Annotated in this window: 10 protein-coding genes, 1 tRNA gene and 1 pseudogene; 7 read left to right on the top strand and 5 right to left on the bottom strand. The window is 69.7% G+C overall.

Annotated elements, in window-relative coordinates:
• Positions 1–15: 15 nt before the first annotated feature.
• The 4 genes from BA062_RS02310 to BA062_RS02295 form a co-directional block, all read right to left on the bottom strand.
• Positions 16–1503: an ABC transporter substrate-binding protein gene (locus BA062_RS02310; protein ID WP_110334967.1), complete on the bottom strand. Its 1488-nt coding sequence runs from the start codon at positions 1501–1503 to the stop codon at positions 16–18.
• An 86-nt stretch (positions 1504–1589) separates the two neighbouring features.
• Complete coding sequence (locus BA062_RS02305; protein WP_110334370.1) at positions 1590–2792, bottom strand: thioester domain-containing protein; 1203 nt, start codon at positions 2790–2792, stop codon at positions 1590–1592.
• 137 nt (positions 2793–2929) lie between these two features.
• Positions 2930–3973, bottom strand: coding sequence for a trans-sulfuration enzyme family protein (locus tag BA062_RS02300; protein ID WP_110334369.1), 1044 nt, complete (start codon positions 3971–3973; stop codon positions 2930–2932).
• A 159-nt stretch (positions 3974–4132) separates the two neighbouring features.
• Positions 4133–4215 (bottom strand) — tRNA-Leu (locus tag BA062_RS02295).
• A 128-nt stretch (positions 4216–4343) separates the two neighbouring features.
• Between BA062_RS02295 and BA062_RS02290 the strand changes: the two genes are divergently transcribed.
• The 7 genes from BA062_RS02290 (at position 4344) to pknB (ending at position 13875) form a co-directional block, all read left to right on the top strand.
• Positions 4344–5576: an FHA domain-containing protein gene (locus BA062_RS02290; protein ID WP_110334368.1), complete on the top strand. Its 1233-nt coding sequence runs from the start codon at positions 4344–4346 to the stop codon at positions 5574–5576.
• Positions 5577–5700: 124 nt separating this feature from the next.
• Positions 5701–6174: an FHA domain-containing protein FhaB/FipA gene (locus BA062_RS02285; protein WP_110334367.1), complete on the top strand. Its 474-nt coding sequence runs from the start codon at positions 5701–5703 to the stop codon at positions 6172–6174.
• Positions 6171–7607, top strand: coding sequence for a PP2C family protein-serine/threonine phosphatase (locus BA062_RS02280; protein ID WP_110334366.1), 1437 nt, complete (start codon positions 6171–6173; stop codon positions 7605–7607). Before BA062_RS02285 ends, BA062_RS02280 begins: the two co-directional genes overlap by 4 nt.
• Entirely contained in the window at positions 7607–9115 is a 1509-nt protein-coding gene (locus BA062_RS02275; RefSeq protein WP_110334365.1) for an FtsW/RodA/SpoVE family cell cycle protein, read from the top strand. Before BA062_RS02280 ends, BA062_RS02275 begins: the two co-directional genes overlap by 1 nt.
• A complete protein-coding gene (locus BA062_RS02270) occupies positions 9112–10581 on the top strand; it encodes a peptidoglycan D,D-transpeptidase FtsI family protein (RefSeq protein ID WP_110334364.1) in 1470 nt (489 codons plus the stop codon). The genes BA062_RS02275 and BA062_RS02270 overlap by 4 nt, the downstream gene beginning before the upstream one ends.
• 3 nt (positions 10582–10584) lie before the next feature.
• The gene (locus BA062_RS02265) at positions 10585–11814 is read left to right on the top strand and encodes a serine/threonine-protein kinase (RefSeq protein WP_110334363.1); all 1230 of its coding nucleotides are present in this window, start codon (positions 10585–10587) and stop codon (positions 11812–11814) included.
• 75 nt (positions 11815–11889) lie between these two features.
• On the top strand, positions 11890–13875 hold the full coding sequence (gene pknB / locus BA062_RS02260) for a Stk1 family PASTA domain-containing Ser/Thr kinase (protein WP_110334362.1): 1986 nt from the start codon (positions 11890–11892) through the stop codon (positions 13873–13875).
• Here pknB and BA062_RS39715 read toward each other — a convergent pair.
• A pseudogene (locus tag BA062_RS39715) lies at positions 13872–14302 on the bottom strand (hypothetical protein); the annotation flags it as partial. The gene pknB and the pseudogene BA062_RS39715 overlap by 4 nt on opposite strands.

The raw sequence follows: 14302 nt of genomic DNA, 5'->3' as shown, positions 1-14302 counted from the left end.
GCTCCGCGCCGCTGTTCATCCTCGCCCCAGCCCCGTCAGGTCGAAGGACTCACTGACCTGGTTGCGCACCAGGCCGGTGACCTCCTTCTTCGCCACCACGATGTTGGGGAACAGGAACAACCAGTCGGCCGCGGCGTCCTCGCTGAGCGTCCTCGCCACCTCGCGCATGTCCTCGACCTGTTGCCGCGGCGAGCCGGTGTCGGCGCGCCTCAGCAGTTCCCGCACCCGCGGGCTGTCGTAGCCCCAGTAGTAGTCGGGATCGCCGAACGTCGCGATGTCGCGGGGCTCGACGTGCTGGACGATCGAGAGGTCGTAGTCGTGGTCGGTGAACACCTGCTGCAACCATACAGCGGGGAAGTCGAGCGGCTCGATCGTCACGTCCACCCCGATCCGCCCGAGATCGGAGGCCACCACCTGCGCCGCCGACATCGCGTAGGGCAGGTTCGCTATCCGCAGCCGCAGGTGCAGATCCCGTTGTCCCGCTTCGGAAAGCAACCGCCGCGCCCGCTCGGGGTCGTGGGGGTAGGAGCGGGAGAGGTCCTCGTACCAGGGATCGGTGGGCGGCACCATGCTGCCGATGAGCGTGCCCCTGCCGCCCCATGCGGCCGCGAGCAGTGCCTCCCGGTCGATGGCGAGCGTCAGCGCGCGCCGCACGCGCACGTCGTCCAGCGGAGCGCGCCGGTTGTTGAAGGCGAGCACCACCTCGCCGTTGGTGGTGCCCTGCAGGACGTTGAACCGGGTGTCTGCTTCGAACTGCGGCACCGAGTCCGGTGCGGTGACGCCGGAGATCACGTCGATGCCGTTGCTCAGCAGTGCGTTGTTGAGCGCGGTGGCGTCGCGGTAGTACTTGAGCACCACGGTGGGGTAGGCCGGTTCACGGCCCCAGTAGTCCGGGTTGGCCGAGAGCACCACGGAATCGCCGCGCCGCCGGTCGGTGACCTCGTACGGTCCGGTGCCGACGGGCCGGTTCGCGAGATCGCCGACACCGCTCGGGTCGAACATCGCGCCGAGCCGCGTGGTCATGGCGAACAGCCACGAGTTGCTGGGTTCCTTGAGCACCACGCGCGCGTGGGCAGGGCTCACCACCTCCACGCGGTCGACGACGTCCATTGTGGACTTGAGCGAGATCGTCCACTCCGTACGGACGCGCTCGATGGAGAACTTGACGTCGTCGGCGGTGAACGGCGCGCCGTTGCTGAAGGTGACGCCGGAGCGGAGCTGGAAGTCGTAGACGGTGCGATCGGGGCTGATGGTCCACGATTCGGCGAGCAGCGGCGCGATCTCTCCGTTCGCGTCGAGCTTCACGAGGCCCTCGTAGACGTTGTAGAGCAGGGCCTGCGGGATGGCGGCGCCGTCGGTGGTGGTGAAGTCGAAGTTCTTCGGCTCCGCCGTGAAGCCGACGGCCAGCGTGTCCTCACCGCCGACGGTCGCGGTGGAACCGGCGGAACACCCGGAGAGCACGAGCGCCCCCGCGACCGCCACCGCCAGCCAACGCGCTCTCATCCGGCCCAGCATAGGCCCCCGAAAAGCACCCAAGGCCACCTTTGGTGCGTTGAACGCACCAAAGGTGGCCTTGGGGAAAGGTGGAACTACGCGTTCTTGCGGCGGCGCTGGAGCAGCAGGGCTCCGACGCCCGCGCCGATCAGCACGGCGCCGATGATGATCGGGGTGGTGATCGAGACACCGGTCTCGGCGAGGTCACCCGAGTCGGCCTGCGGCGACACCGAGGTCTCCGTGGCCGGCGGGGCCACCACCTCTGAGCTGGTCGGCGGAGCCTCGGTGGTGGTCTCGGCCGGCGGCGTCGTGGTGGTGGTCTCCGGGACACCGGCGACCCAGTTGGCGCTGGCACCGGTCTTGAGCTTCGACTCCTCGGCCTGCGCGACGATCAGCGACTGCGCGGGCTTCTTGTCGTAGTTCTCCGCAACGAAGAGGCGGCCGGTTGCCACCTGCGCGGTGCCCTCGAGCTCGATGTTCGCGGCGCCCTCGGGGGCGTCGGCGGGAACGTCGACGAAGAACTCGGTGCCGTCTGCGATGGCGTCGTCGGCGAGTTCCTTGCCCTCGGCGTCGGTCAGCGTGACGCCCTCGGGCAGCTCGCTGTTCACCTCGGTGATCTGGCCGGTGGTGGAGACGGTGAACGGGCCGAGCCGCTCGCCCGCCGCACCGGTCGACACGTCTGGCGTGATGTCGAGCGTCGGCGTCGGCTGGTCGCCGATGCCCACGTTCGCCTCGCCGGTGAGGTACTCGTAGAGGGCGACGACGTCGTGCTCGGCTCCCTCGTCGTTCGACTTCAGCGGATTTTCGAGGTCGAGGTCCTTGCCGTCGCTGTAGTGCCACACGGCGGCCTGCGTCGCGGTGATCGCCTCGCGCTTGCTCAGCCCGTTGTCGAACTCGACGCCGCTCTCGGCGAGCGCCTCCTCGATGTCGTCGGTCTCCAGCGCGGGGTAGCTGTGCTGCAGCACCCAGTTGAGCTTGTCGCGGTTCTCGTGGAACGGCGACTGCTCGTTGGGGAACTCGTCCCACGGCTTCTCCGACAGCGAGCGGCTCGGGTCGATCTTCACGTCGATCTCGACGCAGTAGACCTTGAGCAGGCTGTCGTCGTCGATCTTCAGGCCGAACAGCGTGGTGCCGACGGTGCCGCCGCCGATGTTGACCGCGTAGCCGCTCGTGTGCGCGGGTTCGTGGAGCCGAGCGGTGACGTCCTCGGCGGACGCGGGCAGCGCGCTCAGCAGCACGGCGGCGGAGGCGCCAGTGAGGGCCGCGCCTGCCCGAGTGAAGGCAGATCTCTTGTGCATGAGTCTCCTAACCCCACAGCAAAGATGAGGGAGCTTCCCCAGTACGAGTGAAGATCACACTTCCCAGTGAGGGCGGAGCTTACACAGGGTATTAAATTGGCGTGAACCAGCCCACACGACCGTGGTCTGTTCCAATTTCAACCAACAGAATCCAGTGCCTGAGCCAAATCCAGCCACAGGTCCTCGGGGTCCTCGAGCCCGACACTGAACCGCAGGGCACCCGCAGGCACGTGTGCGTCACCGGCCCTCGCGGCCCTGCGCTCCAGGGACGACTCGACACCGCCGAGGCTCGTCGCGTGCCGGATCAGCCGCAGCCGCTCACACAACCGGTCCGCGAGGTCTGGACCAGCGAGTTCGAAGGAGATCATCGCGCCGGAACCGGGGTAACGGACGCGCGTGACGGCGGAGTGCTTGCCGAGTCGCTCGGCGAGCAGCGCGGCCGATCGGGACGCCTCGGCGTAGCGGACCCCGAGCGTGCGCAACCCGCGCAGCGCGAGCCACGCCTCCAGCGCGCCGGGGGTCGCACCCCCACGCGTGCGGGCGTCACGCAGCAGGCCGGCCAGTTCCTCGTCGGCGGCGACGGTCAGACCGAGCAGCAGGTCGGAATGCCCGCCGATGAGTTTCGTGGCGCTGTGCACGACGATGTCGGCGCCGAGCGAGAGGGGCTGTTGACCGAGCGGTGTCGCGAACGTGTTGTCCACGACGACCTTCGCCCGCCCGGCGGCCGCGGCCGTGATCGCGGGGATGTCGATCAGTTCCAGGCTCGGGTTGGTCGGCGACTCGAGCCAGAGCAGGTCGGCCTCCCCCGCGGCGGCGACCCAGGCCTCGGTGTCGGCGGGCGTCACCCGGCGGCAACGGAGCCGGCCCATCCGCTCGGCGTGGTCGAACATCGCGCGCGTGCCGACGTAGCTGTCACTGGGCACCGCCACCTCGGCACCGGCCGGCAGCAGATCGAGGACGGCGGAGACGGTCGCGATGCCCGAGGCGAACGCGGTGGCGTGGCCCCCCTCCAAGCGCCCGATAGCCTCCTCGAGGGCAACCCAGGTAGGCGTCCCGTCCTCTCGCGAGTACCCCAACCCCAGCGCCGAAGCGGGCACGATAGGCACGTTGGCAGGCTGCCCAACCCCCTCGGGCCGCCCGGCAACGATCGCAAGAGTCCGAACAGACCAATCAGCACCCACGACAACCACTCCACAACTCACGCACGCTGGTCTGCACCCAACGTAACCACGCCGGGTCACGAGGAGCTCGCACCGTGGGGGTCTGGGGGCTCGGCCCCCGGATACGAAACTGGCCGACGTGGCAAGCAAGTTCCGCGAGCACACGTCGGCCGAGGTCGGTGGGCGAGGAGGGAGTTGAACCCTCACGTCCTTTCGGACACACGGACCTGAACCGTGCGCGTCTGCCATTCCGCCACTCGCCCGAGTAACTGCGACAGCTCGCACAGCGTATCAGGCCGTCTGAGCGGGTTTCACCGGCCCCGGTGTTTAACGCTCCAAACCCAGATACGATCTATCCGGAGGTACACGTGGAAGGAGGGGGGTTGTCCCGGTGGGCCGCGTACAGCGCTTCGATCGGCGCCTCGAGAGCCTCGTGGGCAACACCTTCGCGCGAATGTTCGGTGGCAACGTCGTCACGCAGGAAGTGGCGCTGGATCTGGAGCGTGAGAGTGAGGACAACGTCCGTGAGCTCGCGGGTGGGCGCAAGCTCGCTCCGAATCACTACATCGTTTCCTTGGGTGCCGCTGATCACGACCGGATGGCAGGCGACGAGCAACGGGTCACCCGGCTGCTCGCGGACGCAGTCGCACAGCACCTCGCCGAGCACGGCTGGGACACCTATGGTGACGTCGTAGTTTCGCTAGAGCGCAACGAGGCGCTGCATACTGGACAGTTCAAGACCCGCTCGACCGTCGATCCCGACGTCAAAGCACCTGGCGCCGGGGGTCAAGCACGGCCAGCACGAACCAGCGACGCAGGAGACCGACCAATGAGCCAGCCCGGCGGCTACGGCCAATACGACCAGGGTGACCCGTACGGCCAGCAGGGCCAGTACGGCTACGGACAGGGACAGCCTGGCGGCTACGACCAGGGCTACGGCCAGCAGCCCGGCGGCTACGACCAGGGCTACGGGCAGCCGGGAGGGTATGACCAGGGTTACGGTCAGCCTGGCGGCTACGACCAGGGCTATGGCCAGCCCGGTGGGTACGACCAGGGCTACGGCCAGCAGCCCCCGGCACCCGGCTACGACCAGGGCTACGGGCAGCCCGGTGGGTATGACCAGGGCTATGGCCAGCCTGGCGGCTACGACCAGGGCTATGGCCAGCCCGGTGGGTACGACCAGGGCTACGGCCAGCAGCCCCCGGCACCCGGCTACGACCAGGGCTACGCGGCTCCGCCGAGCCCGCCCGGTGGCTACCCCGCGCAGGCGCCGCCGCCGGACCCGTACGCACAGCAGGGCTACGGCCAGCCCGGGATGCCGGGTGGCAACCGCCAGCTCGCCGCGAGCCTCCAGCTCGACGACGGCTCCAACCGCACGTACTCGCTCAAGCAGGGCGGCAACGTGGTCGGCCGCGGCCAGGACGCCGACTTCCGGCTCCCGGACACGGGCGTCTCGCGCAGGCACCTGGAGATCACCTGGGACGGCCAGAGCGCGACGCTCGCCGACATCGGCTCCACCAACGGCACCACGGTGAACGGCACCCCCGTACAGACCTGGCAGCTCGCCGACGGTGACGTCATCAGGGTCGGTCACTCGTCCCTGGTGTTCCGGACGCAGGGCTAGTTCGGGCTTTTCGGCCATCCCGCATGGCCCGCGAGCGCGGGTCCCGCATAATGACGGCCATGCGGGGGACCCGTGGCGCATTCGTCACGGGGTGGGCGTGAAAAGGCGGGAGCTGACACAACAGGTGCCAGAGCTGGTCGTTCAACTCACCAGAGCAGGTTTTCTCCTCTTGCTCTGGCTGTTCGTGTTCGCCGCGCTACGCGTGGTGCGCTCGGACCTCTACGCGGCGTCCGGGCTGCGCGTCAACCTGCCCAGCCTCCGGCGCGGCAAGGGCGGCAAGGAGCCGAGGAAGCCGCGCGGGGGGAAGCTGCCGCGGCAACTGGTCGTGACGCACGGCGCGCTCTCGGGCACTCGCATCGCGTTGGACGGCAAACCGATCCTGATCGGCAGGGCCGACGACTCGACACTGGTGCTCGACGACGACTACGCCTCCACGCGGCACGCTCGCATCTCACTGCGCGGTGACGAGTGGTACGTGGAAGATCTGGGCTCGACGAACGGCACCTATCTCGACCGGGCTAAGGTCACTGCACCCCTCCGAGTCCCGCTCGGCGTCCCCATCCGGATAGGCAAGACGGTGATCGAGCTTCGCCCATGACTCTCGTCCTACGCTACGCGGCCCGCAGTGACCGTGGCCTGGTTCGTTCGAGCAACCAGGACTCGGTGTACGCCGGCCCGCGCCTGCTCGCCCTGGCCGACGGAATGGGCGGCCACGCCGCCGGCGAGGTGGCCAGCAAGGTCGTCATCGCCTCGTTGGCCCCGCTCGACGACGACGAGCCCGGCGACGACTTGGTGACCCAGCTCCGCGACGCGGTGACCCACGGCAACCAGGCGATCTCGGAGCTCGTCGCGAACGACCCCGACCTCGACGGGATGGGCACCACGCTCACCGCCGTGCTGTTCTCGGGCTCCCGGCTCGGGCTCGTGCACGTCGGCGACTCGCGTGCCTACCTGCTGCGCAACGGCCAGTTCTCGCAGATCACCCGCGACGACAGCTTCGTCAACGAGCTGCTGGAGCAGGGCCGCATCACCGAGGACGAGGCCGCGACCCACCCGCAGCGGTCCCTGCTCCTCAAGGCGCTCACCGGACACGAGGTGGAGCCGAGCTTCACGGTCCGCGAGGCGCGGGCGGGCGACCGTTACCTGCTCTGCTCCGACGGCCTGTCCGGCATGGTCAGCAACGAGACGCTGTCGGAGGCCATGCAGATCCCGGACCCGCAGGAGTGCGCGGACCGGATGATCGAGCTCGCCCTCAAGGGCGGCGGCACCGACAACGTGACGGTGATCGTCGCGGATGTCGTCGACGTCGACTTCGGCGAGGACGCGCCCATCGTCGGCGGTGCGGCCGGTGACGGCAGCGACGAGGGACACCAGGGCGACTCCCCCGCGGCCCGCGCGAGGGCGCTCACGGCGCCTCCGCCCACCCAGCCACAGCGGCTCGAGCCGACGGAGCCGCCACCCGACCCAAAAGCGAAGCGCCGTAAGCGGATCAGACTCCTCGTGGCACTCGGCCTGGCACTGATCCTGCTCGCGGCCGCCGCGATCGCCACCCGCTACTTCGTCATGCGGCAGTACTACGTCGGCGTGGGCTCGAACCAGGAAGTCGTGATCTTCCAGGGCGTTCCCGGCAGCGTGCTCGGCTTCGACCTGCACCGCGAGGCGGAGGGCTCCTGTCCTCCGGAGGCCACGCTGTGCGAGCCGCTGCGCCTGCAGGACCTCCAGCAGGACGCGCGCGTCGCCGTGCGCAACTCCGTGAAGCGCGATGGGCTCGCCGAGTCGCGGGACTACATCGACACGCTCCGCCGCAACAACATGCTGGAGATCTGCGACGAGGAGCAGCCGCAGGGCGGTGGCGTGATCGGCGGCATCGGCCAGGGCGGCTCCGCGCCCGAGCCGACCGGCGAGAACCGGCCCGAGGGCGGCAACCAGCCGAGCGGCGGCAACCAGCCGACCGAGACGACGACGCCGGAACAGGGTCGGCAAGAGCCGGGGGTGGACTGCCGCCCGGCGCCCAGCCCAGGCGGTAACTGATGGCTCAACCCGCAGGCAACCCCGGCGCGGTCGGCCAGCAGTACACGACGAACCCGCCGCGCGAACTGCCGAGGCGGCGGGGCACGGAGCTGATGCTGCTGGCGTTCGCCGCGTTCATCGTGACGTCGGCGTTCGTGCTGGTGCAGGCGAACCAGGAGCAGGAGCTCTCCTGGTCCATCGTCTGGTACGGGCTTGCCTACCTGGCGATCTTCGCGGTCGCCCACCTCGCGGTGCGCCGCTGGGCGCCCTACGCCGACCCGCTGATCCTGCCGTGCGTGGCGCTGCTCAACGGCCTCGGCCTGGTGATGATCTACCGGATCGACCTCGCCAACGCGCAGGAAGCGATCTCCATCGGCGAGACCGCCACCGGCAGCGCGCCGAGGCAGGTGCTGTTCACGGTGCTGGCGCTGGCGCTCTTCCTCGGTGTGCTGATGGTGGTGAAGGACCACCGCACGCTCACGCGGTACGCGTACACGTTCGGCCTCATCGGCATCGTGGCGCTCGCGCTGCCCGCGCTGCTGCCCAGCTCGCTGTCGGAGGTCAACGGCGCGAAGGTGTGGCTGAAGCTGCCGGGCTTCTCGATCCAGCCCGGTGAGTTCGCCAAGATCCTGCTGATGATCTTCTTCGCGTCGTTCCTCGTCGCGAAGCGGGACCTCTTCATGACCGCGGGCAAGCGGGTGCTGGGCATCGAACTGCCGAGGGCTCGCGACCTCGGGCCGATCATCATCGCCGCCGTGGTCTGCCTCGGCATTCTCGTGTTCGAGCGCGACCTCGGCACCGCGCTGCTGTTCTTCGGCATCGTGCTGGTGATGCTGTACGTCGCCACCGAGCGGATCATCTGGGTGGTCGTCGGCCTCTCGATGTTCTTCGTCGGCGCGCTCATCGCCTACCAGCTGTTCACCCACGTGCAGCAGCGCGTGGCCAACTGGATCGACCCGCTGTCGACCTACGACGACCCCGGCGGCGGCTACCAGATCGCGCAGGGCCTGTTCGGGCTCGGCACCGGCGGCGTGTTCGGCACCGGTCTCGGCGCTGGCCGGCCGGAGACCGTTCCCGAGGCGAACACCGACTTCATCAGCGCGGCGCTCGGCGAGGAGCTCGGGTTCGTGGGGCTCGCCGCGATCCTGATGGTGTACCTGATACTGGCCATGCGCGGCATGCGCAGCGCACTGGCCGTTCGCGACACGTTCGGCAAGCTGCTCGGCGGCGGCCTCTCGTTCGCGATCATCATGCAGATCTTCGTGATCATCGGCGGGGTCACCAAGCTGATCCCGATGACCGGTGTCACGACGCCGTGGCTGTCCGCCGGTGGTTCGTCGCTGCTGGCCAACTACATCCTCGTCGCGCTGTTGTTGCGGATCAGCGACACCGCCCGCCGCCCGCAGCAGCAGGCGAAGCCGAAGCAGCCGCAGCCGCAGGCGCCGCTGGCGGAGGCACACACGGTGATGGTGCAGCGGCCCCCGGCTGGGCAGCCGCAGCCTGGCGTCGATGGGGGGAGCACGCCGTGAACACGCCGCTGCGCAAGGTCGGCGTCGCCATGCTCGTCATGGTGACGCTGCTGCTCGTCAACGCCACCTACATCCAGGTGGTACAGGCCGACGACTACCGCACCGACAGCCGCAACTCGCGGGTGCTGCTCGACGAGTACTCGCGCGAACGCGGCAAGATCGTCTCCGAGGAGGCGGGCCAGGTGCTGGCCGGCGTCAAGCCGACCGACGACCAGCTGAAGTTCCAGCGCACCTACCTCGACGGCCCGATGTACGCGCCGGTCACCGGCTACTACTCGGTGCTCTACGGCGCAGGCGGGCTCGAGCGCGCCGAGGACGAGTTCCTCAACGGCTCGGACCCGCGCCTGTTCGTGCGCAGGCTCTCGGACATGATCACCGGCCGCGACCCGCGCGGCGGCAACGTGCGGCTCACCGTGCGGCCGTCGGTGCAGGAGGCCGCCTACAACGCGATGGTCCAGAACGGCTACACGGGCTCCGTGGTGGCGCTGGACCCGAAGACCGGCGACATCCTCGCGATGGTCTCCACGCCTTCCTACGACCCCGGCAGGCTCGCCTCGCACGACGCAAACGAGCAGCAGGACGCGTGGACGTCGTTCACCGAGGACCCGGCCAACCCGATGCTGAACAGGGCGATCCGCGAGAACTACCCGCCCGGCTCGACGTTCAAGATCGTCACCACCGCCGCGGCGCTGGAGAACGGCATGACCGCCGACAGCCAGGTGACCAGCGCGGCCGAGACGACCCTGCCCGGAACCAGCACCACGCTGGAGAACTACGGCGGCGCCACCTGCCCCGGCAGCACGCTCGCCGACGCGCTCAAGTACTCGTGCAACACCGCGTTCGCCGAGATCGCTGGCCAGCTGGGCAAGGAGAAGCTCGAGGCGACCGCCGCCAACTTCGGCATCGGCATGGACGACCTGGCGATCCCGATGGGTGTCGTGCCGTCCGGGCTCGGCGATCTCGAGAGCGACGCCGCGCTGTACCAGAGCGGCATCGGCCAGCGCGACGTCCGGCTGACCCCGCTGCAGGACGCGCTGCTCGCCGCGACCGTCGCCAACGACGGCGTGGCGATGAAGCCGCAGCTCATCAAGGCGCTGCTCGCCCCCGACCTGTCGACGATCGAGGAGTTCAGCCCCGAGGAGCTCACCGGCGAGCCCGCGATGTCGGCGGAGAACGCCCAGGTGCTCACCGACATGATGATCCAGTCGGAGTCGAACACCAGCGGAGGCGGCAAGGACGAGTCGCTGAAGATCGCCTCGAAGACCGGTACCGCCGAGCACGGCACGGACCCGAAGGCGACGCCGCCGCACGCCTGGTACACCGCGTTCGCGCCGTACGACGACCCGAAGATCGCCGTCGCCGTGATCGTCGAGTCCGGCGGTAACCGGGGGCTCGCCGCCACCGGTGGCACCGTGGCCGCCGAGATCGCGAGGTCCACCATCGCCGCCGCCCTCGGGGGTGGGTAGCCGATGCTGTCGTCGGGGCAACTCATCGCGGAGCGATACCGCCTCGCCAGCCGCATCGCCGTTGGGGGAATGGGCGAGGTCTGGGAGGCCAGCGACACCCGGCTCGACCGTACCGTCGCGGTGAAGATCCTCAAGGACGAACTGTCCGGCGACGCCGAGTTCCTGCACCGGTTCCGCACCGAGGCGAGGACCACCGCCTCGCTGAACCACCAGAACATCGCGGGCGTGCACGACTACGGGGAGACGCTCGCGGGCGAGCACTCCATCGCGTTCCTGGTCATGGAGATGGTCGAGGGCGAGCCGCTGGCCGGCATCCTCGCCAGGGAGGGCCGCATCTCCGCCGAGCGCACGCTGGACATCCTGGAGCAGGCAGGCAACGCGCTGCAGGCCGCGCACGAGCGCGGGCTCGTGCACCGCGACGTCAAACCGGGCAACATCCTGGTCACGCCGTCGGGTGGGGTGAAGCTCACCGACTTCGGCATCGCGAAGGCGGCGCACGCCGCGCCGGTGACCCGCTCGGGCATGGTGATGGGCACCGCGCACTACATCGCCCCCGAGCAGGCGCTCGGTCACGACGCGGAACCGGCCAGCGACGTCTACTCGCTCGCCGTGTGCGGTTACGAGTGCCTCGCGGGCCGCAGGCCGTTCCTCTCCGAGAACGCCGTGACGGTCGCCATGATGCACATCAGGGACCTGCCGCCGCCGCTGCCGCCGGATGTGCCGCCGGGCGCCCGCGCCGTGATCGAGGCGACACTGGTCAAGGACCCGCGCCAGCGCTACGCCACGGGCGGCGAGTTCGCGGCCGCCGTCGCCGCCGTACGCGCCGGTCACCCGCTGCCGATGCCGTCGGGCTTCGTCGGCGCGGGGTACCAGCCGGCCCCGATCGCCCCGGTGAATCCCGTCACGCCCGTGGGCCCCGGTTCCCACCCTTCGATGCAGCCGGTGGCCCCTCCGACCGGCGGCGCACCGGTCCCCCACGCCATGCCACAACAGCGGCGGAAGCCCGCCGGGTTGTGGATACTGCTCTCGCTGGCGCTCGTGCTGCTCGTCGCCGTGGTGACGGTGCTACTGACGGTGCTGCTCCGGCAGAACGGCGATCCGGCCACCCCCGGCCGGGTGGAGAGCGATTCGCCGGGCATCCGGGACAACTGGTCCGGTGCCGGTGAGCGTTCACCGGGAGAGGACGGCTTGGAACGAATGATGGGCAGGCTGCTGATGGATGACCGCGGGTGATGCGTCGATGGCAGCTAGGCGTGATCGCATTCGCGCGTTGGAGAAGGCACTGACGGAATGGAACGGCACCGAGCAATGAGCGCACCCCGACTGCTCTCGAACCGCTATGAGCTGGGCGACACGCTCGGCTACGGTGGCATGTCCGAGGTCCATCACGGCCACGACGTGCGGCTCGGCCGCGAGGTGGCCGTGAAGATCCTGCGTGCCGATCTGGCCCGCGACCCCCAGTTCCAGGAGCGGTTCCGGCGCGAGGCGCAGAACGCGGCCGCGCTGAACCATCCCGCGATCGTCGCCGTCTACGACACGGGCGAGGCCGACACCGAGTACGGCCCGCTGCCTTACATCGTGATGGAGTACGTCGAGGGCAGGACGCTGCGCGACATCGTCAAGACCGAGGGTCCGATGTCGCAGAAGCGGGCGATGGAGGTCATGGCCGACGTCAGCGCGGCGCTGGACTTCTCCCACCGGCACGGCATCGTCCACCGCGACGTCAAGCCGGCGAACGTGATGATCACCCGCAACGGTGCCGTGAAGGTCATGGACTTCGGCATCGCCCGCGCGGTGCACGACGGCCAGGCCGCGATGACCCAGACCGCCGCCGTGATCGGCACCGCCCAGTACCTCTCCCCCGAGCAGGCTCGCGGCGAGCAGGTGGACGCCCGCAGTGACGTCTACGCGGCCGGCTGTGTGCTGTACGAGCTGGTGACCGGCGAGCCGCCGTTCACGGGCGACTCCCCGGTCGCGGTGGCCTACCAGCACGTCAGGGAGGACCCGAAGCCGCCGTCGGCGGTGAACCCTGCGGTGTCGCCGGAGCTGGACGCCGTGGTGCTCAAGGCGCTGTCGAAGGGTGCGGCCAACCGGTACCAGTCCGCCGCCGAGATGCGCTCCGACCTGGTGCGGACGCTGTCCGGTCAGCGTCCGTCCGCGCCGATGGTGATGTCGGACGACGAGCGCACCCAGGTGCTCAACGCGACCCGCCAGCAGCCGGACGCCTACGGCTACGACGACTACGACCCCGACGCCTACGACGCCGAGGAGGAGGCGCGCCGCAAGCGCAAGAAGCGCTGGCTGATCGCGGGACTCGTGGCGCTGCTCGCCGGGGCGATCCTGTTCGTCGCGTGGATCATGGGCGCGTTCAGGAGCGACCCCGAGCTGCATGCCGTCCCGAACGTCGTCGGCCAGACCTACGACCGCGCGACGGCCCAGCTGCGCGAAGAGGGCTTCAACAACTTCCGCCGCGAGAACGTCGTGTGCCGCGACGGTTCCGGTCAGGAGCCGAGCTGCGGCCCCGACCAGATCGACAAGGTGATCAGCACCAACCCGACCGCGAGCGAGCGCATCGCGCCGAACACCCAGATCGTGCTGAGCGTCGGCGTCGCGCCCGAGCAGGTGGAGGTGCCCGACCTTTCCGGCCGGGACCGCAGCGGTGCCGAGGCCGAGCTGCAGCGCGTTGGGCTCACGCTCGACCAGAACGTGGTGGAGATCGAGGTCGACGACGAGTCGATGATCGGCAGGGTGGTCGACCAGACGCCCAGCCCTGGCGACCAGGTGGAGAAGGGCTCCTCGGTGCGCATCTCGGTCGGCAAGGCGCCCGAGACGATCGCGGTGACCAACTACACCGGTCAGCAGTTCGACGCGGCGAAGGCCGGCCTCGAGGCCGCGGGCTTCCAGGTGGTCCGCAACGACGTCGACTCCGCCGAGGAGGCGGGGATCGTGGTGAACCAGACGCCCAACGGCGGCGAGTTCGCCCCCGGTACCACGATCACGCTGGACGTCTCCAACGGCTCCGGCCAGCAGATCCAGATGCCGGACCTGTCCGGCATGACGGAGGACCAGGCGATCCGCGAGCTGCAGCGGGCGGGCTGGAGCGGCGACGTCTCGACGCAGACGGAGCCGGTGGACGACAACAGCGACGTGGGCAAGGTCGTGAACACCAACCCGTCGGCTGGCTCGACGATCACGAAGAGCCAGCCGATCACGCTGATCATCGGTGAGGACGACGAGGGTTCGACCGAGACCTCGACGACCGAGAACGAGCCCGGGATCCCCGGCTTTCCCTAGGCGAAACGGACCCTGACCGACACGGCGGTCGCACTCACGGCGAGTGCGACCGCCGTTGTCATGAGTGCGGTCACCACGCCGCCCGCCGATGGCTGCTCGCCCGCGAGCGCGCGCAGCATCGGGTTGACCAGCGGAACCCAGCGCACCAGCAGCACCACGGCGAGCAGGAGCAGGGCGGACACCACGGTGTAGCCGATGCGGGGCACCAGCAGGCGCGAGCACGGCAGCCCGACGGCGAGGCCGGTGAACGCGCACGCGGCGTGGGCGAGCGCGCCCAGGCCCAGCTCGGCGGCGGGGACCCCGCCGTGCACGAGCGTCGCCCACAGCAGCGACACCACCGTCAGCACGGCCGAGCAGGCGAGCGTGGCCAGCCCGAACGCGGCGACGAGCACCCAGGGACCGCGGGTGTGGCTCAGGGTGACGGGTC

It is taken from the genome of Prauserella flavalba (assembly GCF_003202235.1).
Classification (GTDB): Bacteria; Actinomycetota; Actinomycetes; order Mycobacteriales; family Pseudonocardiaceae; genus Prauserella_A; species Prauserella_A flavalba.
The sequence above is the reverse complement of the archived record's forward strand: the minus strand, read 5'-3'. Positions and strand labels throughout refer to the sequence as shown.